Here is a 24,067-nt window from a genome sequence, read left to right as displayed (position 1 = left end):
GCGCTAACGTGGTGCCGCCAGAGACGCCTGTACGCAGTGTAGGATGGGATAATCGATACGCCCTTCCAATGCCTCGAAAACCACTTTCAGCCCTTGGTCTGGATAGTGCGCAAAGGTGGTGCGGATCTGCTCCAGGGTTACGGGGTTCAAGTCGACGACCTCTTCCAGCGCCAGCCCACCGCTTTGAATCACATCACTTAGGTGGCGATAAATGGTGTTGGCGGCCAAGCCGCGCTGCTCGGCGACTTCCTCAGGTGTTAACCCCTTGCGCAGCAAGGCGGCGGATTCCAAGGCACTGCTGCCCACGGACGGGGTGTCTTGATGGATTCCCTGATGCGCCAGAATAACGGCCAGAAAACCGTCGCCGTAATCCGCCAGCTTGCGCGCACCGATACCCGAAATCGCGCCCAGTGCCTCTAGGCTTTGGGGTTTCTGTTCGACCAGTTCGGCCAGAGTGGCATCGTGGAAAATCACATAGGCAGGCACGCCCTGGGCTTCGGCCAGTGCCTTGCGGTGCTGGCGCAGAGCTTCCCACAGCGGGCCGTGGCCCTGGGGCGCAGAGGCGCCTTTGCTTCCCCGTCGGGCGGTTTTGGCTTTGCTGGGTTTGTTGCTTGGCTTGCGCAGAGTGAGGGTTTGCTCGCCACGCAGCACCGGCCTAGCGTTGGCGGTGAGCTGAATACCGCCGTGGCCCGCCATATCGACACTTAAATAGCCGCTGGCAATCAGCTGGCGAAAGAGCGCTTTCCACTCGTTAGCCGCAAGCTCTTTACCAATGCCGAAGGTACTAAGGCGGTCGTGGCCAAAGCGGGTGATACGCTCGTTGCTTTTGCCCAGCAACACGTCCACGAGATAGGTCACGCCGAAGCGCTGCTCGGTGCGGTAGACGCAGGACAGCGCCTTTTGCGCCGCCACGGTGGCTTCCCAAGTCTCGGGTGGCGTCAGGCAGTTGTCGCAGTTGCCACAGGGGGATTCCAGGTGATCGCCAAAGTAGTGCAAAAGCGCTTGGCGACGGCAACTGGTGATCTCACATAGCCCCAGCATGGCATCGAGCTTCTGCTGCTCAATGCGCTTTTGCTGGTCGGCGGCGCTGGAGTCCTGCTGCATTTGGCGCAGCGTGATCACGTCCTGTAGCCCGTAGGCCATCCAAGCGTTGGCGGGCAGACCGTCGCGGCCGGCGCGACCGGTCTCCTGGTAGTAAGCTTCGATGCTCTTGGGCAGGTTGAGGTGGGCCACAAAACGCACATCAGGTTTGTCGATTCCCATACCGAAGGCGATGGTGGCCACCACAATCACACCATCTTCACGCAGAAAGCGGGTCTGGTGGTGCTGGCGCTGCTCGGCGGGAAGCCCCGCGTGGTAGGGCAGTGCCGTCACCCCCTGGCGTTCCAGCCAGGCGGCGGTCTCCTCCACCTTGCGCCGGGAGAGGCAGTAGACGATGCCCGCCTCGCCATCGTGGTGCTCACCGATAAAGCGCAGCAGCTGTTCCTTGGCGTTGCCCTGATTTTCGGCGATATGGTAGCGGATATTGGGCCGGTCAAAGCCGCTGTTATACAGCGCCGCTTCTTGGAGCTGCAGATGCTCCATAATATCGCCCCGGGTGGGCACGTCGGCGGTGGCGGTCAGGGCGATGCGCGGCACTTGGGGAAAGCGCTGATGCAAATGTGAGAGCTGGCGATACTCAGGGCGAAAATCATGGCCCCACTGGGAGACGCAGTGGGCTTCATCAATGGCGAACAGCGCAATCCGAGTCTGTTCCAGCAGCATCTGCATACGCGCCGTGGCCAGCCGCTCGGGCGCGACATACAAAAGATCCAGTTCCCCCGCCCGCAGACGGTTCTCCACCTCGACCGCCTCGTGATAATCGAGGCTGGAGTTGAGGTAAGCCGCCCTGACCCCGTTCTGCTGAAGTGCTGCGACCTGATCCTGCATCAGTGCGATTAGCGGCGAGACCACAATGGCGGTGCCTTCGCGCAGCAGCGCAGGGATCTGATAGCACAGCGACTTGCCGCCGCCGGTGGGCATCAGCACCAGCGCATCGCCGCCGGCCATCACATGCTCGATGATGGCCTGCTGCGGGCCGCGAAAGCTGTCGTAGCCAAATACCTGCTGCAGCACCTTGAGGGCTGCCGGGTGAGGGGCGCCGTGCATCAATGCTCTCCTTGTCTCGTGCTTGAGGGAGAATTGTCGCACGAAAATTCAAGGGAGTTTTTGCCTAGCGAATCCCCGCTCTTAAAAACGACTGCACGAACTGGCGTTGGAAGAGTAAAAAGGCAATTAGCAGCGGGGCGATGCTTAACAGCGTCGCAGCGCTAACGGTGGCCCAGTTAACGCCGGTTTCGGGGGCGGAAAATACCCCTAACCCTACCGTTAGCGGGCGGCTCTCTACCGAATTGGTCACCACTAATGGCCAGATGAAGTTGTTCCAGTGGTGACTAATCGAGACCAGCCCGTAAGCAAGGTAGGTGGGCTTGGCGAGCGGTACGTAGACCTTCCACAAAATTTCCAGCCAGTTGCAGCCTTCGATGCGGGCGGCGTCTTCAAGCTCCCTTGGGATGGTTTTAAACGTTTGGCGGAGCAGAAAAATCCCCAGGGCGCTGGCCACGTAAGGTAAGCCAATCCCGGTGATGGTATTGATCAGCCCCAGCTCGCTGGCGATGCGGTAGTTCTCGACAATCAACACTTCGGGAAACACAAAGAGTTGAATCAGCACCAGCATAAATAAAACGTTCTTGCCGGGAATCGGAAAGCGCGCAAAGGCAAACGCCGCCAGGGTGCAGACCACAAACTGACCGACCACCACTCCTGTCACCAGCGCAAAGGTGTTTAGGTAGTAGCGGGCAAAGGGCGCTTGAGACCAAGCGTTAGCGAAGTTCTCCAACGTCAGCGGAGCGAAGAGCGCAAAGTTGACCATAAACTCGCTGGGGTGGAAGGCCGCCCAAAAGGCGTACAGTAGTGGGAATATCCAAATAATCGCTAGTAGCCACGCGGCCACTGTTTCCAGCGCTGGAATTGAGAAGATGCGTGAGCGGGGCGCAGTGGTCGTATTCATTGATAGTGCGTCCTGCGATCTAAAATCGTGAACTTAAGCGTCGCCACTACCGCGAGCACCAACAAAATCACCACCGTAATGGTGGCTGCCGTGGTGCGGTCAAAGAACGAGAACGCATTCTCGTAAACGTAGTAGAGCAGCAGGTTGGTGGCGTTGTTGGGCCCACCCTTGGTCAAGATAAATAGGTGATCCACGACCCGCACCGAGTTAATCAGCGCATTGATGAGCACAAACAGCGTGGTGGGCATCAACAGTGGAAATGTCACCCGCCAGAAAAAGCTCCAACGGCTAGTGCCTTCTAAATCAGCCGCCTCTTTTAACTCGGGGGGCATACTCTGGAGCGCCGCCAAGTAGAAGATCATAAAAAAGCCGGCTTCTTTCCACACCGACATCACGATCACCGAGCTTAAAGCAATGCTTGGATCACCCAGCCAGTTCACTCCGGATAAGCCCAGCATACCGAGCAGTTTATTGAATAGGCCGATCTGCGGCGCGTAGAAAAACATCCAGATATTGGCCGCGGCGATCATGGGAAGAATCGTCGGCGTAAAGTAGGCCATGCGCACAAAGCCCCGCCCGCGAAGCTTGCCATTGACGAATAGCGCCATACCCAAGGCCAGCGCGATAGACGTAGGAATCGTACCGACGGCGTAGATTAAGTTGTTACGCGCTACTTTCCAAAACGTCGGGTCATCGAACAACACCTGATAATTTTCAAGGCCGACGAATTCAGTGGGTGCACCGCGAAAGCCGGGTAAAAATAGACTGTTAATGACCGTTGTTATGGTCGGTAAATAAGCAAACGTCGTTAGCAGTACCGCAGCGGGCAGTAGCAGAAGCGCACCGTAGAGCTGCATTTTGCGGTGGTTGGTGAATGACATAGAGACGTACCGCACGTTGGAAAAGCCGGGGCATGCCCCGGCGAACAGTAAAATGGCTAACGATTAACGGGCGTAGCGGCGTAACACGCTATCGGCCTCTTGCTGCGCTTGGCTAAGCGCTTCTTGCGCTGTCATTTGGCCGGTCAGCGCTGCTTGCACGGCGTTATCCAAGGCGCGGCGAATACGGCCACCCTGGTAAGTGGAAAGCTCTGCCGTGCCGTGTTCAAGCTGGTCGCGGGCGACCGCGGCAGGTGGGAACTCTTCTACATAGCCTTGTAGCGCGTCGGTTTCGTAGGCAGCGGGGCTAACGCCCATATAGCCAGTCTCAATCGACCAGGCGGCAGCTCGCTCGGGAGCGGTCATCCAGCGAATAAAGGTCATCGCCGCGCGTTGCTCTTCTTCAGTCGTATCTTCAAAAATGTAGAAGTTACCGCCACCGGTGGGGCTGCCGCGCTGGGTTTTCATCGGCAGCATGGCGACGCCAAAATCAAAATTGGCTTCGCTACGTACGGCGGTCAGATTGCCCGTAGTGTGCCACATCATTGCCGTGGACTGTTCAAGGAAGTTCTGGCGCAGGGTGCCCCACTCAATGGTGCCGTCAGGCATGGCATTGTGCTCGGTGGCTAGCGATACCCAGTACTCCAGCGCTTCAACCGCTGCGGGGTCGTCGAAGTAGACCTCGGTGCCATCTTCGCTCATTAGCCGGTGGCCGTTCTGAAAGGCAAAGGCCTGGAACATCCAGTAGGGGTAGCCGGTCGATGGCACCATCACGCCCCACTGCTCGCCATTGGAGGCTTCGCGCACGGTGGCAGCCATCTCGGCCATCTCTTGCCAGTTTTCTGGGGGTGTTTCGGGGTCTAGGCCAGCGGCTTCAAAGGCGTCTTTGTTCCAGAACAGTACGATGGTGGAGCGCTGGAAGGGGATGCCGTAGGTTTTGCCATCCAACTGGCCATTTTCCATCAGCCCTGGGTAGAAGCCATTGAGCCATTCGCGCTCTTCATCGGTTTCGACCAGGTCATCAAAGGCGACGATGGCGTTCTGCTCAATCAGCTCGTAAAGATCGATGGAGAACATGACCGATAGCTGCGGCGTTTCGCCCGCTTCCATCGCCGACATGGCGCGCACGCGGGTGTCGTCGTAGTTACCGGCGTAGATCGCTTCCACATTGATATCGGGGTATTCGCTTTCAAACTCTTCCACCAGCGTATCAACGACGTCAGTGAGTGCACCGCCCACTGCGACCGGGTAGTACATGGTCAGATCGACGCTATCCGCGTTTACCTGGGCGGCGCTTAACAAGCTCGCTGCCAGGGCGGTCATTGCAAAAGGGGTACGCAAACGCATAAGAGACTCCGCAAGTGTCAATACTGCTGTCAGTGTTGGAAAGAGCCCACCGCCGGTGGGCGAGGAACGCTTCGCGATGAGCTAGGTAAGGGGAGCGGCGCCAGGTCATCCCGCCGCAGACCTCCAGCATCGAAAAGGTGTGTATTCTCTGGCGTCCAGTAGAGGCTGCATGGCTGACCTGTCAGTGCCTGCTTGCCGCTAAGCCGCACGCGTAGGGTGTGCGACCCCACTGCCACATAAGCAATAGTGTCCGCTCCCAGATACTCTTCACTTAATACGTTAGCGGGTACGCCGGAACCGGGTGCGATACGCAGTTCGATATCTTCCGGGCGGATGCCCAAGTGTCCGCCAGCGGCGTCCAAGGGAGCTACGGGAGTACTTGGTTCGCCTTCGATAACGGCGCCATGTTTACCGGCCACTAGGGGCAGCAGGTTCATGGCAGGGCTGCCAATGAAACTGGCGGCAAAAGCGCTAGCGGGGCGGTTATAAAGCTCGTCCGGGGTGCCGTCCTGAACGATTTTGCCGTGCTGCATCAGAATCACACGATCACCCATGCTCATGGCTTCCACCTGGTCGTGGGTGACGTAAATCACCGTCATAGTCAGGCGACTTTGTAGTGCTTTAATTTCCCTACGCATGTCGCTGCGCAGCCGAGCGTCCAGGTTGGATAGCGGTTCATCCATCAGGCAGATCGGGTGTTCGGAAATGATTGAGCGCGCCAAAGCAACCCGCTGGCGTTGGCCGCCGGAAAGTTGCGCAGGTTTGCGGTCTAGGTAATCGGTTAAATCAACCAGTTCGGCGACCTTGGCTAGTCGCTGGCGCTGCTCATCTTTGGGTACCTTGCGGCTGCGCAGGCCAAAAACGATGTTGTCGGCAACGCTCAAATGCGGAAACAGCGCGTAGGACTGAAACACCATGCTCAGCCCACGATCGCCGGGCGGCAGGCGGGTAACGTCGCGCTCGCCGATATGAATACGCCCGTCGCTGGCCTCTTCCAGGCCCGCGATCATACGCAGCGTGGTGGATTTACCACAGCCTGAAGGGCCGAGCAGAATGACAAATTGCCCAGGCGTGACGTCGAAGGAGATGTCATCGACGGCAGTGGCCGCGTCCCAACGTTTAGTGACGCGTTCCAAGCGAATACGCGATTGGTTTGACATAGCACACACATCACCGGCTGTTGGTTGTTATTGGTTCAGCTTGTGTTGAAGGTGTTGCCGTTGTATGACACTTACATGGATGGTTGATGACAGCCGTTGTGTCAAGCGGAAAATTCACTTGGTGACTTTGATGCCATAACGCTGAAGCCTGCGCACCACGCTGGATTGACTAATCCCCAGCCGTTCAGCGATGGCGTACGTGCTGGGAAGCGTTTTGCTCAACGCTTCCAATGTTTCGCACTCTAGTCTGGCGAGATACTGCTTTAGGGTTTCTTCGGGGGCTAAGGCGGCTCTTGGCGAAGAGGTTGAAGTTTGCGGCAGATTAGCAGGGGGCTGCTCTGTAGGAAGGCTAGGTGCTTCAATTTGATCCGTTGGGCTGGAGAGCCAAGCTCTTTCCAACCAGTTTTCAAGCTCGCGGACGTTACCTGGCCAGTCGCTTCCCATTAACGTTGACCATACTGGGTTGCCCAGGATTTTTTGCCGCCCATAGCGTTGATTAAGGCGTTTCAAACAGGCTTCCACGAGATCCGGAATATCTTCTCGGCGGTCGCGTAAAGGAGGAAGCGTGACCGGTATGACGTTGAGACGGTAGTAAAGGTCCAGGCGAAATAGGCCCGCTTCTACTTGTTTAGCTAAATTCTGATTCGTGGCGACGACTAAGCGAAAGTCCACTTTGCGCGGCCGTGTATCGCCTAACCGGGTAAGGCTGCCGTCCTGGATGACTTTTAGCAGTTTGGTTTGCATTAATAAGGGAAGCTCACCGATTTCATCGAGAAACAGCGTGCCTCCTTCCGCTTGCTCTAGTAAGCCTGCTTTTCCTTGGCGAGCCGCGCCGCTGAACGCACCGGGCTGATAGCCAAACATCTCAGACTCAAATAAGTTTTCGGGAATGGCCGCACAGTTAACCTCAATAAAGGGATGGTTATGGCGCTGGCTCCAACGATGGAGTTGTTTGGCAAACGCGGTTTTCCCCACGCCCGACTCTCCCAGCATCAATACATTAGCGTCCGAGGGGGCGACCCGTTTGAGAAGCAGGGCGACTTCACGCATAACGTGGCTTCTCGCCTGCAAGTTATCCAGCGCGTCGTCCAGCGCTTGTTCCTCGGCACCGTGGGCTGCTTGGCTACGTTTTAAGTGCTCACTAAAGCGCTTTTGGAGTAGTGCATATTCGTCTTGTAGGAGCTGTAAGTCGGTTAAGTCTCTGGAGCGGCTGATAACACGCTCTAACTTTCCATTCACAAAGACGGGGTAGGCCTGAGCTATCACACGGCGCCCGGTGCCTGTTACCTGCATCAGCTGGGCCGGCTGGTGGGTGCGCATCACTTCTAAGGTGATGGATGGCTTCAAAATGCCTGCTTGCTGAAGCTGGTAAACGCTACTACCTAGCAACTCTTCCCGGGGCGCGCCATAAACAGCCTCAGCGCCGGGGCTGATATCAAGCACTTGACCCTCCCCGCTGACGATAAAGAAATGATCGTTGGCGGTTTCGACAATGGTTTTTAGCACGCACTTATCGATTTCACTCACAGCGCTTGTCTCTTGAGTAACTTGCGATTCATTTTTGCATCAATGATGCATAGATGACTTGAGTGTACGTGATTTTGATTCATTACTGCATCGATAATGGCTGAAAGCCCTATTATTAGGGCGTTTAGAGACTTGGCATGTTCTGTGCAATGTAGTTGTTATTCAGCGCTACAACATGAACAACGCCAAGGAGATCTGTATGTCTGATTTTAACCAGCCGCTTGGGGGCAATAGTATGCCGCGCTTTGGTGGGCCAGCCACTATGATGCGTTTACCCACTCAGGAAAGTGCTGCTGGCTTAGATGCTGCTTTTATCGGTATTCCAATGGATATTGGTACGTCTAACCGGCCTGGTACACGTCTTGGCCCACGTCAGATTCGTGATGAATCTCGCATGCTGCGACCCTATAACATGGCGACCCGCGCCGCCCCGTTTGAAAGTTTACAAGTGGCCGATATCGGTGACGTGCCCATCAACACGTTTCACCTGCCCAAAAGCGTCGACATCATCACGGCCTTTTATGATGACGTGCTTAAACACAACTGCATTCCGCTAACACTGGGTGGCGAACACACCCTGACACTGCCCATTTTACGTGCCATTGCCAAAAAGCATGGGCCAGTGGGGCTGATCCATATTGATGCCCATGCCGATGTGAACGAGCACATGTTCGGTGAGCCGATTGCCCATGGCACGCCGTTTCGCCGTGCCCAGGAAGAAGGCCTGCTAGCCCACGGCAAAGTGGTGCAAATCGGCCTTCGTGGTACCGGTTACGCGGCCGAAGATTTTGATTGGTGCCGCAGCCAGGGTTTCCGCGTTGTTCCCGCTGAAGAGTGCTGGCATCGCTCGCTTGCTCCCTTGATGGAAGAGGTGCGCGAGCAGATGGGGGATGTGCCTGTCTATATCAGCTTCGATATCGATGGCTTGGATCCATCCGTTGCACCAGGGACGGGGACGGTAGAGATGGGCGGGCTGACCTCAGCCCAGGGGCTGGAAATTGTGCGCGGGGCGGCAGGCTTGAACATCGTCGGCTGTGATCTAGTGGAAGTGTCGCCTCCTTATGATCTCAGCGGTAATACCGCATTGATGGGCGCCACACTGCTGTACGAAATGCTCTGTGTGCTGCCGGGCGTGAAACACAGTGATTAAGCTGTCCTGAAATAGCTAATAAATAAAAGCGCTTACCTGACAAAGCGCTAATGGTCAGAGAAATGGCAGGCTACTTATTGCCTGCCAGGACGCCACCAGCCCACCTCCAATAATCACTTCCAATAGGTGAACCGTATGTCTTTCTCTCAAGTAAAATTGGATGACGCCGAGCCGTCGGCTCCAATCCATCGTGCTCATTTGCTGAAGTTTTTGATTCCCTCCTTAATTGGCGTCCTCTTGTTTTTGGTGCCTTTTCAAGTGGGAGGAACGATTAATATTGGCATGGGCCTAATGGCTGATGGGTTGCAGTCGCTGCTTGGCTCTGCACTACCTGCCATTGCCATGCTAGTCCTATGTCTGTCCGTAGTGATAACGCTGTACGTTAAAGTGGCAAAACCTAACTGGGCGCAACATGGTCACTTTCAAGAGATGTTTGACGTAGACACTATTTGGGTAGTGATGCGCATCTTAGGTGCCATCTTTGTCGTCATGACCTTTTTCCAAGTCGGCCCAGAATTTGTGACGGCATCGTTTACTGGCGGCGTAATGCTCAATGATTTGGCGCCGGTGCTACTGACGTTCTTCTTCTTTGCGGCGATTCTGCTACCGTTTTTGGTCGAATTTGGCTTTATGGAATTTATCGGCACCATGGTGCGTAAGCCGTTTCGGGTGATTTTTAATCTTCCTGGACGCAGTGCTATCGATGCAACGGCTTCTTGGATGGGGTCAGGCACCGTGGGTGTGTTGATCACTGCCCAACAGTATGAGCAGGGTTATTACAATGCTCGCGAGGCATCGGTCATTGCGACTAACTTTTCAGTGGCTTCCATCGCGTTTAGTCTACTGGTGACGAACTTTGTTGATATCAATCATCTCTTCGTGCAGTTCTACTTTACGGTAGTCGTGTCAGGATTGATTGCTGCCATCATCGTGGCGCGAATCCCCCCTCTATCGCTAAAATCTAACGACTACTACGAGCCTGTTGGCTGCCAGTTAAGCGAGAAGCGCACAGAAAATGTAGGGCTGTTTCGTTACAGCTTGCTCCAGGCAACTCGCCGGGCAGCGGATGCGCCAGGGCCAAAAGAGTTGGTGCGTTTAGCACTACTCAACGTGGTTGATATCTTTTTGACACTGCTGCCTTTGGTATTTGCCATCGGCACCGTCGCGCTGATTTTAGCCGAGTTTACTCCGCTGTTTACCTGGCTCTCTTACCCCATGGTGCCGGTGCTTGAGTTGCTGCGTATCCCCGAAGCACAAGCGGCTGCGCCAGCGACGTTGGTCGGGTTTGCCGATATGTTCTTGCCAGCGGTGCTAGCGACGAATATTGAAAGCGAGCTGACCCGTTTCGTTATCGCCTGTCTCTCTATGACGCAACTGGTGTACATGTCTGAAATCGGTGCGCTGCTACTCAAATCGAAAATTCCCATCAAGTTCTGGGAACTGGCAGTGGTTTTCTTGCTGCGTACCGCGATTACACTGCCGATTATTGCCTTTATGGCCCATACATTTTTCTTCTGAGAGGGCCTGTCATGAACGCTGACGCAATGCGCAATCACTCAACGATGACCTGTGCCGAGCTGTTGATCCGCCTACTGCGCGAAACCTATGGGGTTCGAGCTCTGTTCGGTATTCCGAGTGTGCATACGGTAGAGCTTTATCGTGGGCTGGAAGGTAGCGACGTGCAACATATAACCCCGCGCCACGAGCAGGGAGCGGGTTTCATGGCCGACGGCTATGCCCGCGCCAGCGGCCAGCCTGGGGTATGTCTGATTATCACTGGTCCGGGAATGACCAATATTGCCACTGCGATGGGCCAAGCATTAGCAGACTCCATTCCCATGCTGGTGATCTCCAGCGTTAACCGTCGGGATACGCTGGGGCTAGGCCAAGGTCGGCTGCACGAGTTGCCCAGTCAGCAGCAGATGATCAGCGGCGTGGCACGCTTTAGCCACACGCTATTAGATGCCAATACGTTGCCTGATGTGCTGGCCCGCGCCTTTGCGATCTTCAATGGTGCGCGCCCTGGTCCGGTGCATATTGAAATTCCGATTGATCTGTTCAATGCGCCGGTGAAGGCTCCGGCCAGTTGGCCAGCGCCATCGCTTTACCGAGCAGCACCTGACCCGGATGGGCTTGCCGAAGCTGCCCGCTTGTTAAAGGCCGCGAAGCAACCCTTGCTGCTGTTAGGAGGTGGCTGCGTGGCAGCGCCAGAGGCAGCGCGGGCACTGGTAGAGAGGCTTGATGCCCCAGCGGTGACGACTATCAACGCTAAAGGGCTGCTGGGTCGCGACCACCCGTTAGATTTGGGGGCTAACGCAGCGCTGCCAGCAGTGCGCGAGCTAGCGGCCAACGCCGATGTGATTTTGGCGGTGGGTACCGAGCTTGGCGAGACCGACTACGATGTCGTGTTTGATGGCGGCTTTCACCTCAACGGTAAGCTGATTCGTATTGATCTCGACCCTGAACAACTGGTGCGTAACCAGCATACAACGCTTGGTTTAGTAGGCGATGCCGGACGTAGCCTAGCGCTTCTACTCGCTCATTTCCCAGAACCTTTGCAGCGCCACGGTGTTGAACGCGGTGTTGAACGTACTGCCACTACGTTGAGCGCACTTAACCTGGTTAACGATCCGGCTTTTAGCGACTTCGTGCCGCTTTATAAGACCCTGGCTGACCATCTGCCTGAGGCGATTTTGGTGGGTGATTCCACTGCACCGGTGTATGCGGGCAACCACCTAGTCAGCCAGCCAGCGCCAAGGCGTTATTTCAATGCTTCTACCGGCTACGGCACCTTGGGCTATGGGCTGCCGGCAGCGCTAGGGGCGCAGTTAGCTCGCGCTGATCTACCCGTGGTGGCGCTTGTCGGTGATGGTGGGGTGATGTTCACCCTTGCTGAGCTTGCTACCGCGGTGGAGGAACGCCTGCCGGTGGTGATTGTGCTGTGGCACAACGCAGGCTACGAAGAAATTCGCCGCTATATGGATGCCAACGGTGTGGCCCGTTTGGGCGTGGACATTCAAGCCCCTAACTTTCTTACTTTGGCCGAAGGGTTTGGTTGCCCAGGCGTGCGGGTAGAAAGTCCTGAGGAGCTTGCAAACTCACTCGCTAAGCGCGTTTCAAGTGGCCCGTTACTCATTGAAATAGATGCAGCTGCTTGGCAGCGTGCGTGCCGAATTTCCGACCAGGATACCTAGATGCCGTTACTCGACCAGCAAGTTATCAATCAGCAGTTCATCAACAACCAATGGGTTGCCTCAGCAGGCACGCGTATGCTCGATGTGATGAACCCTTATCGCGAAGCGCGTATTGCTCAGGTCACGGCGGGGGACGCGGCAGATGTCGACGCTGCCGTTAAAGCCGCTCAGCAAGCACAACCTGCTTGGCAAGCGCTGGGTGGCGCTGCACGTGCAAAGTACCTAGATAGCTTTGCCGATGCGTTGGAGGCCCGTCGAGAAGCGCTAATCACTCTGTCAGCCACTAATAACGGCAAACCGCTTGCAGAAGCAGGCATTGACCTGGACGACGCGATTGCCTGTTATCGCTATTACGCCAAGCAGGCCAGGGCGTTAGATGCTCGCCAGGGCGAACTGGTCAGTATGGAAATGGAGGGCGTTGAGGCGCGTACGTATCATGACCCGGTGGGCGTTGTGGGGTTGATTGCCCCCTGGAACTTCCCGCTGGTGACAAGCGCCTGGAAGCTGGCGCCCGCGTTGGCAGCCGGTTGTACCGCAGTACTCAAACCGTCAGAGGTAACGCCGCTCCCCGAGTTGGCACTGGCAGAAATTGCCCTGGAGATTGGCCTGCCAGCCGGTGTGCTAAACCTGCTCAATGGCGACGGCGAGGGCATAGGTGCACCGCTAACCAATCACCCAGGTGTAGATAAAATCTCCTTTACGGGCAGTAACCGAGTCGGCGAAACGGTTATGCAAGCTGCTGCCGTTCGCACCGCCAGTGTCTCTTTAGAGCTAGGTGGAAAATCGCCGATTCTGGTAATGGAAGACGCCGACCCCGCCCAAGCCGCCGACTGGGTAATGGCGGGTATCTACTTTAATGCCGGGCAAATCTGTTCGGCGACTTCGCGTTTACTGGTACATGAAAACGTGGCAGAAGCACTCTACATCGCCCTAGCTGAGCGGATGGATGCGCTAACCCTGGGCGACCCACTGGCTGAAGGCACTGACTTAGGGCCGCTGACCAGCGCTAAGCAGCGCGATGCCGTGCAACGCTATTTAGACTTGGCTGAACAAGAAGGCCTAACGGTAGTGCGCGATATTACCCATCGCACGTTACCCACGCAGGGCTACTTTTTAGCGCCGACGCTTTACCGTGATGTGCCGCTGGAAAGCCGCTTGTGGCAAGAGGAGATTTTTGGCCCAGTGCTCTGCGCACGCAGCGTTACCAGCGAAGAAGAGGCGATTAAACTCGCCAACGATAGCGCTTATGGATTAGCTGCGACGGTGATTAGCGGTGATCCTGAGCGGGCAAAGCGCATTGGTCGCCAGCTAAAAGCCGGTAGTATTTGGTACAACAGTGAGCAGCTGGTGCTGCCTGAAACCGCCTGGGGCGGCTTCAAGCGCAGCGGCATTGGGCGTGAACTCGGCCCCTGGGGGCTAAGTGCCTACCTGGAAGTGAAACATGTGATAGGGCCAGCGTAAGACTAACGCTCGGGCATCGCATAACGCCGGGATGACTTCCCGGCTTTTACCACTTGCCCGGGCACGTCGTGGCCGATAAGTGTCGGCAGGGTGGCGGCAACGTCAAGCAGCGCATCTAGATCGACGCCCGTATCGACCCCCATCGCTGTAAACATATGCACTAAGTCTTCTGTGCATACATTACCGCTAGCGCCTGGGGCAAAGGGGCAGCCCCCCAGCCCGCCTAACGACGCATCAAAGCGGCTAATGCCCGCCTGCCACGCCGCCAGCGCGTTGGCTAAGCCCATGCCACGCGTGTTGTGAAAGTGCAGGGTGAACGGCGTTTCCGGCCATCGCTCAAGCACGGCGTCGCACAGGCGCCTCACCTGAGCTGGGTTGGCCATACCCGTGGTGTCGCATAGCGTGACGCCCTGAATGCCCAGCGCGATCAGCTTTTCCACCAGCGTGAGCACCCGCGTTTCAGGCACCTCGCCTTCAAACGGGCAGCCAAAGGTGGTCGAAAGCGAGGCGTTGATAAATACGCCGCTGCCTTGGCAGGCCTCCACAATCGCGGCAAATTGCTCAAGCGACTGCTCTGGTGTCATGCGCAGGTTCGCAAGGCCATGGCTATCGCTTGCCGACATCACCAAATTAATCTCATCCACCTGACAGGCAAGCACGCGCTCCATGCCCTTAAGGTTAGGCACTAATACACTGATATCGACGCCTGCCCGACGCTGAATACCTGTGACAACATCCGCAGCATCGCGCAGGTTAGGAATCGCTTTGGGGGACGTAAACGAGGTGGCCTCGATGCGCCGCAGGCCGGTGGTGGAGAGTGCGTCGATCCAGCGGATTTTATCGTCTGTGGGGACAAAGCGCGCTTCAATCTGCAGGCCGTCACGCGGGGCGACTTCATTAATTTCTATTTTTTTAGGACAGGGTGCTGTCGGGAAGGGCATGGGTTGACTCGTGGACTTGTGCATAGCGCTCTCCTTAAATAATGCCCGCTTGACGCAGTTTGGCGCGGGTTGCCTGGTCAATGCCCAGCTCATCCAGCACGTCATCGGTATGCTGGCCAAGCGCCGGGCCGCCATCGCCGAGTCGCCCTGGGGTCGCGCTAAGTTTGGGCAGTACACCGGGCACTTTTAATGGTTTGCCGTTGGGGCGGGTGAAGGTTTGAATCATTTCCCGCGCCAAGTAATGGGGGTCAAAGGCAATATCTTCGGCGGTGTACGGATAGCCTGCTGGCACACGTGCCTCATCCAGCGCTTTAAGAATCGCCTCTCTTGGGCGCTCTTCAGACCACGCTTGAATCGCTGCGTCGATCATTTCAGCCTGCTGGCTGCGGCCATCGTTGTGGGCTAGCGCGGGGTCGTTGGCCAGATCATCACGGCCAATCACGCCCATCAAGCGTTTAAAAATGCTGTCGCCGTTACCGGCAATCAGTACGTAATCGCCGCCCTGGCAGCGGTAAGCGTTAGAAGGCGTAATGCCGGGGAGGGCACTGCCGCTAGGTTCGCGCACCTGGCCGCTGGCATCGAATTCCGGAAGCAGGCTTTCCATCATGGCAAATACCGACTCATACAGCGCCACGTCGATCTCTTGTCCCAGGCCGCTGCGGTTGCGCTCTTGCAGTGCCAGCAAGGTGCCAATGACAGCGTAAAGCGCGGACAGCGAATCACCAATGCTCACGCCTACGCGCACAGAGGGCTCTCCCGGCTGGCCGGTGAGGTAACGCAGTCCGCCCATGGCTTCACCCACCACACCAAAGCCGGGCTTGTCGCGGTAAGGCCCCGTTTGCCCGTAGCCGGAAATATGCACCATGATTAACCGTGGGTTGAGTTTTGAGAGCGCTTCCCAGCCCAGCCCCCAGTTATCTAATGTGCCTGGGCGGAAGTTTTCCACCACCACATCAGCCTCGGTAGCGAGTTCACGCACCAGCGCTTGACCCTCTTCACTGCGCAAGTCCAGCGCCACCGAGCGCTTGTTACGGCTCTGTACGTGCCACCAAAGCGAGGTGCCTTCCTCAAGCATTCGCCATTTGCGAAGGGGATCGCCGGTGCCGGGCGGCTCAATTTTAATCACATCGGCACCAAATTCGCCTAACAGCTTGGTCGCAAATGGGCCTGCAATGAGCTGCCCAAGTTCAAGAACTTTCAGGCGTTCTAAGGGAAGCTGGCGAGCTTCGGGAGCGTGCATTAAGGCTCTCCTGGTCGTGTCGTTAATATTGTTGCCTACCAGCATGCGTGAGCCGCTGAGGGGCGACAATTAGGCAATGGGTAACAAAGGTTTCGTGACTGGCGAAGGTATGCGCTAGCATAGTCAGGTTACTTTTCAGGAGTTTGTCGAGTTGCGCCGCTTTGATTTTTTTACGCTCAAGCTGTTTATCTCTGTTGCAGACGAAGGCCGCTTGACCGCGGCTGCCGAACGCGAACACCTAGCCCTTGCCGCCGTTAGCAAGCGAATGAGCGATCTTGAAAGCTTGGTCGGGACAACGTTACTTTACCGTAAGCCCCGTGGCGTGGAGCTAACCCCGGCAGGGCAGGCATTTTTGCATCATGCGCGGCGCATACTCGACAACGTTGAACGCTTACAGGCAGAGCTTAGCGAATATGGTGAAGGCGTGCGTGGGCATGTGCGTATTCATTCCAACACCTCGGCAATCATCGCGTTCCTTCCCCAAGATCTCAGCGCGTTCTCTCGCCACTACCCTGAAATTAAAATCGACCTGCAAGAGCGGGTCAGCAGTGAAATTATTGCCGCCGTGAGAGACGGCTTAACCGATATCGGCATTTTTGCTGGGCATGTAGCTGCGCCAGACTTACAGATAATTCCGTATCGGCGTGATCGCTTAGTGCTAGTCACGCCTGACAAACACCCACTAGCGGAGCGAAGTAGCATTGCCTTCAATGAAGCGCTTGCTTTCGACTTCATCGGCTTGCAGCAAGATGCTTCACTGCAAGCGCTATTGTTTGAGCAGGCTAACCTATCGGGAAAAGCGCTGCGAATGCGCATTCAAGTACGTAGCTTTGATGCTATTTGCCGCATGATTCACCATGGCATGGGGGTCGGCGTGCTGCCAGAACAAACGATCTACCGCGAGCTAGGTGATCTGCAGCTTAAAAGCATCCCGTTGAACGACGCCTGGGCCCAGCGGGAGCTTGTGATTGGCGTGCGCCGCTACGCGACACTTCCTGTCACGGCAAGGCACATGGTGGACCTTCTGACCGCAGAAAAGCATTCAGCGTTATAAGGTTGATCAAGTCGGCGCTTAATCCCGCAGTATCGTGGGGGCCGACCACTGCTGGCAAAGCGGCATCACTTCTAAGCGCGTGATATTGATATGCGACGGAAGTGAGGCTATATGGAACGCTTGGTCGGCGATATCCTCAGGCTGGAGCGGTTGCGCTCCTGCGTAGTAGCTATCGGCTACCTGGTGGTCACCTTTCATGCGAACCAACGTAAACTCACTCGCTGTCATTCCAGGAGCGAGGTCGGTCACTCTAACGCCCTGGGGGCCAACGTCGCAGCGCAGGTTATAGCTAAACTGTTCTACAAAGGCTTTGGTAGCGCCATACACATGCCCACCTGGATAAGGCGTATGAGCGGCGATAGAGCCCAGGTTAATTACCGTTGAACCAGGGCCAGCGGCGATGAGTTTGGGCAATAGGTGGCGCGTAACGGTTACTAACCCTTTTACGTTGGTATCAATCATGCGATGCCAATCATCCAGCTCTGCGTTTTGTGCTGGTCCCTTACCCAGCGCTAGCCCTGCATTATTGATCAGGGTATGCACCTGCTGAAAGCGTTCTGGCAACGCTGCAACTACGTTTTCAACGTCTTGTGGGTTGCTGACATCCAGTTGAGCGGTGTGCACAGCTACTTTGTTTTTCAGTGAGTTATAGAGCTCCTCTAAGCGGGTTTGACGCCGCCCTGTTAACACCAGTGACCAGCCTGCTTGGGCAAAACGGTGGGCACAAGCAAGGCCGATTCCAGAAGTGGCGCCGGTAATAAATACGACGGGTGTGACTTCGTGCATGATGAAAGCTCCTGGCGAACATAGCGGTTAAAGCCGCTGCTAAAAAGCAGCAGACAAGCGCCATTGAGATAGCCTAAGGGTGCAGTAGATATTCATCTTTGGTCGTACACTAATAATAAGGTGCGTAGTTAAGCGCGCTATAAGCGGCGTTTCTAGCCATCGTATTTGACGAAGTCAGCCTTCATGAACGTCGATTTGAGCCGCTTGGCTGCTTGTTTCAAGATCAATCAAACAGCAAAAATGCTGTGATAGGTATCACGCTTAATAACCATAACCACATCCAATAACGACAACCGTAGAGAGTCATCCTATGCGGACAACATTGCTTACCACGCTGGCCACCCTGGGTATGCTAACGGCGGCCCCCTTTGCCTTGGCAAACCCGATCGAAATTCAAGTTAACAACACCATGAGCGAAGGCGGCTCCGAAAGCGCAGCAGTCGAGCGCTTTGCCGAGTACCTAGAAGAGCAGGCACCGGGCCGTTTTGAGGTGCGTCCTTTTCTAGCAGGCTCACTCGGTGGTGAAAACGCGGTGCTGGAACTGCTCAATTTAGGTCAAACCCAGATTTCTATCACTGGCGGCAACTGGCGCCAGCAGTATGCGCCAGAGTATGACGCTATTACCGTGCCGTTTGTTTTTTCAACCTGGGACGAAGTCGACGCCTATATGGAAAGCCCTTCTGGCCAGGCATTGATTGAGCAGGCTGAGAACCAAGGCGGGCTTAAGTATTTTGGTTTGCAGCACCGTGGCCCACGCCATATGACCGCCAACAAGGCAATCAATAGCCCTGAAGACTTAGACGGCTTCCGTTTGCGTCTGCCATCGCTCCCCGTGTGGCTTGAGGTGTGGGAAGAGATCGGCGCCCAGGTAGTGAACGTTCCCGCGCCGGAAATTTACTTGGCCATGCAAACAGGTCAAGTCGATGGCCATGAAAACTCGCTCTCCTCGCCCTATACCCGCCGCCTGTGGGAAGTGCAGGATCACATCATTATGACCAGCCACGTGCAGTTTCCGTGGAGCTGGGTAGCCAGTTCACGCTGGTGGGATGGCTTAGAAGCCGATGATCAGGCATTGATTGAAGAGGCGATCGACGTAGCTCGTCAATACGGTTCAGAGCAAGAGCGTGAACTTGACGAGTTCTATCTAGAAGCGCTGCAGGATGAAGGGATGACCATCATTGAGCCGGATGTGACACCTTTCCGCGAAGCGGCGTTGCCTGCGATTGATCGTGTCATGGCCGATATGGCTGATGGTGTGCGTGAAGATGCGTTAGGTAATGAAAGCCAGTAATTGCTTGTGCTAAATGAACAACGGCGGCCTATCGGGCCGTCGTTGTAGTTTTAAAAGATACCTATTTAAGCCTCAGGAGCGTTCCCGTGGATTCAGCTATGCCGCCCAGAAACGGGCCGGATAGAGTCGCTTTTTATGTGTTGCGTTACACCACCCGTCTTTGCGATGGGATAGGTGTTGCGTTAATGGCCGCGATATTACTGCTCATTGTGTCTGCAGTGGTGGCCCGTGACGTACTTGGGCTGGGGATGCCCTGGACAGAAGAAGTTGCATCACTGCTGGCCATCTATGCCATTGGTTTTGGGTCTATCTCTGCGTGGGTACGTAGTGAGCATTTAGTGGTTGACCTGTTCAGCCACAAGCTCTCTAGCTTGGGTAGAAATATGCAGTATCGCCTTACTTCGCTGATCTCTTGCGGCTTTTTTGTACTCGCGGCATGGGGCGCGTGGATTATGTCGGATATGAGCGCCAACAATAAAACCGTTTCGTTAAGTATCAGTTTCAGCTACCTCTACTACGGTATCTTCTTTAGCTTCGCAAGCATGGCGGTTATCGCCCTTTGGAAAACGCTGCGCGGCCCGGTTTTTTGGCTTGAAGCACCCCGCGAAGAAGAGGTGACGGCACCATGACTGAATTACTAATTTTCGTTGGCGGCCTGTTGGTGCTAATGGCTATCGGGTTGCCTGTTGTGGTTGCCATCGGTGTTACTTCATTTATCGCTTTGGTATTCACCGGCACCGGAGGGTTGCCCGTTGAGCTACTGCCACTGCGAATGGTACAAACGCTCAACAACTTTACGTTGTTGGCCATTCCGCTGTTTATTCTGGCGGCCAATATTATGAATATTGGCTCAACAACCACGCGTATTTTTGACTTCGCCACGGCATTAGTCGGTTTTACCAAGGGCGGTCTTGGTCACGCTAACGTAGTGGCCAGCTCTATTTTTGCCACTATGTCGGGTACTGCCGTGGCCGACGCGGCGGGTCTTGGCAGCATTGAAATTAAAGCCATGAAAGAGCGTGGCTATGATGTGGGTTACGCCACTGGAATTACCGCCGCCTCTAGCGTGATTGGGCCGATTCTACCGCCCAGTATTGCGTTGGTCGTGTATGGCTGGTTGGCCAACGTGAGTATCGGCGGGCTGTTTATGGCGGGGTTGCTGCCCGGCATTCTGATGGCATTACTGTTGATGGGAATGACGGTAGTGCTCGGGGCAACAGGCAAAGTAGTAATGCCTAAGCCTACGCCGTTTGATGCCTGCGAGGTCGTCCGAACCGGCAAGCGCGCTATTCTACCTTTGATGATGCCCACTATTATTGTCGGTGGTATTTGGGGGGGCTTCTTTACGCCCACAGAAGCTGGCGCCATTGCCTCGCTCTATGCGGTTATTTTAGGCGGCCTGATCTACCGTGACTTAAGCCTGCGCGACTTGTTTAATGCTTTCCAACGTACCCTTATGTTCAGCGCCGTGATTCTGCTGATTATTGCGGTATCCAGTTTTTACGGCTGGATTTTGGTGCGTATGGGCATTCCACAAGCGTTGGCGGGACAAGTGGCCAGCATCGATATGCCGACGATTGCGTTGCTGCTCTGCTTTGCGCTGTTTTTCCTGCTTATCGGCTGTTTCATGTCGGTCATCGAGAGCATCCTGATCTTCACTCCCATTGTGGTGCCTGCTGCGCTAAGCGCGGGGCTAGACCCTGTCCATTTCGGCATTGTGATGGTTATTACGCTTTCAGTGGGTGTTATCACACCACCCTTTGGCACGGTGTTGTTTCTAATGGTGGGCATTACGCGACTACGCTATGGGCAGGTGGTCAAAGCGGTGTTGCCATTCCTATTACCGATTCTGGCCACCATTTTATTGTTGATCGCGATACCTGGCCTTGCCACGTGGCTGCCTCGAGTGATGGGGTATTAATTGTCTAACACTCAATTGACATGATGCAACAGGACCCATGTGCCAGCGGTAAACAATAAATCGCTAATTAAAGATAGATGCAGCCTTAGGTTGGCATGCACTATTTATATTCAAGATTCTGTATTTATTGTGTTTTTTATTTTATTGGCATGGCTTGGTATAGCGGCTGCAATGTATTGGGCAAGAACGAAGTGTTAGGAAGACATGACGTTCTTGCCACTAACCAAGGTTTTCAAATGATCGAATTTTTTGATTACTGAGAACCACAGTGAAAGCGAAGCCATACCAGGAGGCATGACTATGAAAAAGGAAGCTCTCAAGAAACTTGGCATTTTAGGCGTATCGTTTGGTTTAATCGCTAGCCCGCTGGCCTTTGCCGGCATGGAAGGCAGCGATGATTACGAGCCTGCTCCTCAGGAAGAAACGACCCAGGATGAGCAAGGCGCTTACAACTCTTTCGACTCTGAGCAAGAGCAAGGCGCTACCAATGAAGGCGTAACCACTGAGTACGAAGAGGAAGAAGAGGAGCAAGGCACATGGGAAACTGAAGAGGAAGACGATTCCGGTTGGTAAACCCTGCTTGCTAACGGATTAACTTCTACCCAGGTTCACGGATGAACCAGAAAATGCCCCGCCAGTTGCGGGGCATTTTTGCGTTAAAAGGTGCCTCATAGGTCGTCAGGATAGGGTGTAAGGATAGGGCGTAGGGATAGGGTGTCGGGAATGAATAGGCTATGGTTAGAGTTCTATTACTAACATCAGCCACAAGGACGTTGCCGACGTGTTGAACTGGAAGGAGGTTCCACAGCTTCCTAAAGCGCAAGGACGAATCGAGGCGATTGATCTCGCGCGAGGTATTGCCATTGGGCTGATGATTATCAGTCATGCCGTTAGCGGTTTAGTAGGTATGCGCCATGTGCCCGACTGGGGCATGGTGCCTATCCACTTCTTGACGAAGTTCTCGTCCTCGCTATTTATTTTAGTTTTCGGCATTGCGCTGGCGGTGGCCTTCCTTGCTTACACGCAAAGTGACGATTGGCCTCGGCGGCGATTAAAGCTATGGGTAAGGGCCGTTGAGGTTTGGTTTTGGTATAAAGCGCTGATTATTATCGAAATGCTACCCTTTAGCTCGCCTAGTGATATTGCTAATACGCTGCTCTACGGGCGATTTGCTATCTGGGTAGAGATCCTCGGTTTTTACGCCATTGCCTTGTTATGGGTACCGCTGATACTGCCGCTGTGGGCGCGAACGCCACTCTGGGGGCGTTTGGCGACCATCGCAGGATTAACGGCGCTTTCAGCGTGGTTACAAGGCTTTTCCTTTGGGGGCTACGAGCTCTTAAAAGCGTTTCTGGTGGACCATGAAGAGCACTATGCCTGGGGACAGCTTAGCCGCGCCCCACTCATATTGTCTGGCTTATTGATTGGCGAAGCGCTGTTACGCTGCTATTTCGATGCCGCTTTACGCCGCCGTTTAATTCTTTGGCTGGTAGGGGCGGGGGCGCTGATGGTCGCTGCTTTTTATGGCATCGCCATCGCCGGGGGCGATGTTCATGGTGCGATGATGGCGGTGGCTCGTAATGTGGGAAAACACCCGCCAGGGATAAACTTTATGCTGTTTAGCGTGGGTGGCGCGTTGGTACTGCTCGGGCTTGCCTTAGCGGGTGGCGCAGCCGCTGCGAAAGTACTGTTGCCGATCACGCTCGTCGGTAGTGATGCGCTCAAAGCCTTTATCTTCCATATCGTGATGATTTTTCTGGTACTGCGTTTCTTATTGGAAGGCGAGGGGGCCTACAGCTACCCGCAGGCGCTAGGCGTTGGTGGCTTGTTAATACTCGGCGCCGCGCTGTGGGTTTGGCTAACCCGCTGGATGGCGGCTCATCGCTAAACGCGAGCAAACTAACGGGAGTTGACGATTTGCGACACTGGATACAGCGTGGGCTGATGGTAGTCGCGCTGTTAATAGCGCTGCCTGTTCATGCAGATTGGTATTATGAAGTCGATAAACAGAGCCGCTGGCAGGGTGACTTAAATGCCCGCATGGCCGCCATCGAAGAGGTGTTTGGTGGGCAGCTGGGCGTGTATGTGCAGAATTTGGCCAGTGGCGAAGTCTATTCCTGGGAAGCCGATGAGCCATGGTATTTGGCCTCGCTGATAAAGGTACCGGTGGCTGCCCAAGTGCTGGCCGAGCGCCAAGCTGGCAGGCTAGCTCTTGATGAGCGGATTACCCTGGCAAGCAGCGACTATGTGGATGGCGCAGGCCCGGTTAACTGGCATGACCCAGGTACGCCTATTTCTATTGGTTATTTGTTGGAACAGATGATCACCGTTAGCGATAACACTGCGTCGGATATGCTGATTGATCGTGTAGGGCTTGAGGCAGTAAATACACGGGTAACGTCGATGGTGGCCGCAAGCGGAGGAAAGCCCGATCATATAGGGCCGATTAGCAAGCTCGTTGGCGTACGCCAAGGTGTGTATGGCCAGCTTCATCCAGATGCCCAAGGCTTAGGTGGTTTAGATTTTATGGCGCTGCGCAAGCACAGTGTTAGCCAGCGGCCGGTAGCGTTAGCCCGTGCCCTTAGCGTGCGCCAAGATGCCTTCGAGCAACCTGACTACGACCGCGCCTTTGATGCCTATGAAGCTACGGGTGAGAACGTAGGCACGCTGCGCGCCTTCGGAGATATGCTAGCCTCGCTTCACCATGGGGGTATGGCGGATTTGAATAGCGAGCAGCGCCAAACGCTGCTGGCGGTAATGAGCCGTACTTCCTCTGGCGAGCGCCGCTTGAAACAAGGCTTGGGCAGCGACATTCATTTTGCCCATAAGACCGGCACTCAGCACCGTCGCAGTTGCGATGCGGGGATTGCCTCACGCACTTCTTCAGCCCAGGGGCCTTGGGTAATTGTCGCTTGTAGCCGAGGCCCGCTTTCGGTAAGCGCCCACGAACGCGCCTTGGCAAGTGTTGGGGAGGCGCTACGTTTTAGCGGAGCGCTCGCTGGGCCTTAATCAAGCTAACGCTAGCGCCTAACCCTGTACCAGCATGATAAACTGATACGCCGCTTTGG

At 55.3% G+C, this 24,067-nt stretch carries 20 protein-coding genes; 11 read left to right on the top strand and 9 right to left on the bottom strand.

The window, feature by feature from the left end:
* Window positions 1-3: 3 nt before the first annotated feature.
* From recQ to NDQ72_17280, 6 genes are all read right to left on the bottom strand, one after another.
* The gene (gene recQ / locus NDQ72_17305; GenBank protein ID WKD27773.1) at window positions 4-2,148 is read right to left on the bottom strand and encodes a DNA helicase RecQ; all 2,145 of its coding nucleotides are present in this window, start codon (window positions 2,146-2,148) and stop codon (window positions 4-6) included.
* A gap of 64 nt (window positions 2,149-2,212) precedes the next feature.
* Window positions 2,213-3,049, bottom strand: a complete 837-nt coding sequence (locus tag NDQ72_17300; protein ID WKD27772.1) for a carbohydrate ABC transporter permease — start codon at window positions 3,047-3,049, stop codon at window positions 2,213-2,215.
* Window positions 3,046-3,930 carry a sugar ABC transporter permease gene (locus NDQ72_17295; GenBank protein WKD27771.1) on the bottom strand — a complete coding sequence of 295 codons (885 nt, stop codon included), beginning with the start codon at window positions 3,928-3,930 and terminating at the stop codon, window positions 3,046-3,048. The genes NDQ72_17300 and NDQ72_17295 overlap by 4 nt, the downstream gene beginning before the upstream one ends.
* A 63-nt stretch (window positions 3,931-3,993) precedes the next feature.
* Entirely contained in the window at window positions 3,994-5,274 is a 1,281-nt protein-coding gene (locus NDQ72_17290) for an ABC transporter substrate-binding protein (protein ID WKD27770.1), read from the bottom strand.
* A gap of 29 nt (window positions 5,275-5,303) precedes the next feature.
* Window positions 5,304-6,434, bottom strand: a complete 1,131-nt coding sequence (locus tag NDQ72_17285) for an ABC transporter ATP-binding protein (GenBank protein WKD27769.1) — start codon at window positions 6,432-6,434, stop codon at window positions 5,304-5,306.
* A gap of 114 nt (window positions 6,435-6,548) precedes the next feature.
* Window positions 6,549-7,961, bottom strand: a complete 1,413-nt coding sequence (locus NDQ72_17280) for a sigma 54-interacting transcriptional regulator (GenBank protein WKD27768.1) — start codon at window positions 7,959-7,961, stop codon at window positions 6,549-6,551.
* 199 nt (window positions 7,962-8,160) lie between these two features.
* Between NDQ72_17280 and speB the strand changes: the two genes are divergently transcribed.
* The 4 genes from speB (at window position 8,161) to NDQ72_17260 (ending at window position 13,766) form a co-directional block, all read left to right on the top strand.
* Window positions 8,161-9,111 carry an agmatinase gene (gene speB / locus NDQ72_17275; GenBank protein ID WKD27767.1) on the top strand — a complete coding sequence of 317 codons (951 nt, stop codon included), beginning with the start codon at window positions 8,161-8,163 and terminating at the stop codon, window positions 9,109-9,111.
* Window positions 9,112-9,246: 135 nt separating this feature from the next.
* The gene (locus NDQ72_17270; protein ID WKD27766.1) at window positions 9,247-10,629 is read left to right on the top strand and encodes a YjiH family protein; all 1,383 of its coding nucleotides are present in this window, start codon (window positions 9,247-9,249) and stop codon (window positions 10,627-10,629) included.
* Between the two features lie 11 nt (window positions 10,630-10,640).
* Window positions 10,641-12,305 (top strand): 5-guanidino-2-oxopentanoate decarboxylase, encoded by a 1,665-nt coding sequence (locus tag NDQ72_17265; protein WKD27765.1) that lies wholly within the window; start codon window positions 10,641-10,643, stop codon window positions 12,303-12,305.
* A complete protein-coding gene (locus NDQ72_17260) occupies window positions 12,306-13,766 on the top strand; it encodes an aldehyde dehydrogenase family protein (protein WKD27764.1) in 1,461 nt (486 codons plus the stop codon).
* A 2-nt stretch (window positions 13,767-13,768) separates the two neighbouring features.
* Here the strand turns inward: NDQ72_17260 and NDQ72_17255 are convergent, their stop codons facing one another.
* Window positions 13,769-14,731 carry a hydroxymethylglutaryl-CoA lyase gene (locus tag NDQ72_17255; GenBank protein WKD27763.1) on the bottom strand — a complete coding sequence of 321 codons (963 nt, stop codon included), beginning with the start codon at window positions 14,729-14,731 and terminating at the stop codon, window positions 13,769-13,771.
* Between the two features lie 10 nt (window positions 14,732-14,741).
* Window positions 14,742-15,947, bottom strand: a complete 1,206-nt coding sequence (locus NDQ72_17250; GenBank protein WKD27762.1) for a CoA transferase — start codon at window positions 15,945-15,947, stop codon at window positions 14,742-14,744.
* A gap of 151 nt (window positions 15,948-16,098) precedes the next feature.
* On the opposite strand from NDQ72_17250, the gene NDQ72_17245 reads away from it, so the two are divergent.
* The gene (locus NDQ72_17245; GenBank protein WKD27761.1) at window positions 16,099-17,001 is read left to right on the top strand and encodes a LysR substrate-binding domain-containing protein; all 903 of its coding nucleotides are present in this window, start codon (window positions 16,099-16,101) and stop codon (window positions 16,999-17,001) included.
* A gap of 18 nt (window positions 17,002-17,019) precedes the next feature.
* Here NDQ72_17245 and NDQ72_17240 read toward each other — a convergent pair whose 3' ends face one another.
* Window positions 17,020-17,787, bottom strand: a complete 768-nt coding sequence (locus tag NDQ72_17240) for an SDR family NAD(P)-dependent oxidoreductase (GenBank protein WKD27760.1) — start codon at window positions 17,785-17,787, stop codon at window positions 17,020-17,022.
* Window positions 17,788-18,097: 310 nt separating this feature from the next.
* Between NDQ72_17240 and NDQ72_17235 the strand changes: the two genes are divergently transcribed.
* The 6 genes from NDQ72_17235 to NDQ72_17210 all read left to right on the top strand — a co-directional run bounded on the left by NDQ72_17235 (window position 18,098) and on the right by NDQ72_17210 (window position 24,008).
* Window positions 18,098-19,078 carry a TRAP transporter substrate-binding protein gene (locus NDQ72_17235; protein WKD27759.1) on the top strand — a complete coding sequence of 327 codons (981 nt, stop codon included), beginning with the start codon at window positions 18,098-18,100 and terminating at the stop codon, window positions 19,076-19,078.
* Between the two features lie 86 nt (window positions 19,079-19,164).
* Window positions 19,165-19,707, top strand: coding sequence for a TRAP transporter small permease (locus tag NDQ72_17230; protein WKD27758.1), 543 nt, complete (start codon window positions 19,165-19,167; stop codon window positions 19,705-19,707).
* Entirely contained in the window at window positions 19,704-20,999 is a 1,296-nt protein-coding gene (locus NDQ72_17225) for a TRAP transporter large permease (protein WKD27757.1), read from the top strand. Before NDQ72_17230 ends, NDQ72_17225 begins: the two co-directional genes overlap by 4 nt.
* Window positions 21,000-21,299: 300 nt before the next feature.
* Window positions 21,300-21,572: a hypothetical protein gene (locus NDQ72_17220; protein ID WKD27756.1), complete on the top strand. Its 273-nt coding sequence runs from the start codon at window positions 21,300-21,302 to the stop codon at window positions 21,570-21,572.
* 208 nt (window positions 21,573-21,780) lie between these two features.
* A complete protein-coding gene (locus tag NDQ72_17215) occupies window positions 21,781-22,887 on the top strand; it encodes a DUF1624 domain-containing protein (protein WKD27755.1) in 1,107 nt (368 codons plus the stop codon).
* 29 nt (window positions 22,888-22,916) lie between these two features.
* Window positions 22,917-24,008: a class A beta-lactamase-related serine hydrolase gene (locus NDQ72_17210; GenBank protein ID WKD27754.1), complete on the top strand. Its 1,092-nt coding sequence runs from the start codon at window positions 22,917-22,919 to the stop codon at window positions 24,006-24,008.
* Window positions 24,009-24,067: the final 59 nt, after the last annotated feature.

The organism is Halomonas sp. KG2 (assembly GCA_030440445.1).
Taxonomy (GTDB): domain Bacteria; phylum Pseudomonadota; class Gammaproteobacteria; order Pseudomonadales; family Halomonadaceae; genus Vreelandella.
The sequence above is the reverse complement of the archived record's forward strand: the minus strand, read 5'-3'. Positions and strand labels throughout refer to the sequence as shown.

Bases quoted from the DNA above. Each gene is read 5' to 3' on its own strand.
- NDQ72_17285 (WKD27769.1), bottom strand. From the start codon at position 6,434: ATGTCAAACCAATCGCGTATTCGCTTGGAACGCGTCACTAAACGTTGG.
- NDQ72_17295 (WKD27771.1), bottom strand. From the start codon at position 3,930: ATGTCATTCACCAACCACCGCAAAATGCAGCTCTACGGTGCGCTTCTG.
- NDQ72_17290 (WKD27770.1), bottom strand. From the start codon at position 5,274: ATGCGTTTGCGTACCCCTTTTGCAATGACCGCCCTGGCAGCGAGCTTG.
- NDQ72_17235 (WKD27759.1), top strand. From the start codon at position 18,098: ATGCGGACAACATTGCTTACCACGCTGGCCACCCTGGGTATGCTAACG.
- speB (WKD27767.1), top strand. From the start codon at position 8,161: ATGTCTGATTTTAACCAGCCGCTTGGGGGCAATAGTATGCCGCGCTTT.
- NDQ72_17225 (WKD27757.1), top strand. From the start codon at position 19,704: ATGACTGAATTACTAATTTTCGTTGGCGGCCTGTTGGTGCTAATGGCT.
- NDQ72_17265 (WKD27765.1), top strand. From the start codon at position 10,641: ATGAACGCTGACGCAATGCGCAATCACTCAACGATGACCTGTGCCGAG.
- NDQ72_17220 (WKD27756.1), top strand. From the start codon at position 21,300: ATGAAAAAGGAAGCTCTCAAGAAACTTGGCATTTTAGGCGTATCGTTT.
- NDQ72_17300 (WKD27772.1), bottom strand. From the start codon at position 3,049: ATGAATACGACCACTGCGCCCCGCTCACGCATCTTCTCAATTCCAGCG.
- NDQ72_17270 (WKD27766.1), top strand. From the start codon at position 9,247: ATGTCTTTCTCTCAAGTAAAATTGGATGACGCCGAGCCGTCGGCTCCA.
- NDQ72_17240 (WKD27760.1), bottom strand. From the start codon at position 17,787: ATGCACGAAGTCACACCCGTCGTATTTATTACCGGCGCCACTTCTGGA.
- recQ (WKD27773.1), bottom strand. From the start codon at position 2,148: ATGCACGGCGCCCCTCACCCGGCAGCCCTCAAGGTGCTGCAGCAGGTA.
- NDQ72_17255 (WKD27763.1), bottom strand. From the start codon at position 14,731: ATGCACAAGTCCACGAGTCAACCCATGCCCTTCCCGACAGCACCCTGT.
- NDQ72_17260 (WKD27764.1), top strand. From the start codon at position 12,306: ATGCCGTTACTCGACCAGCAAGTTATCAATCAGCAGTTCATCAACAAC.
- NDQ72_17250 (WKD27762.1), bottom strand. From the start codon at position 15,947: ATGCACGCTCCCGAAGCTCGCCAGCTTCCCTTAGAACGCCTGAAAGTT.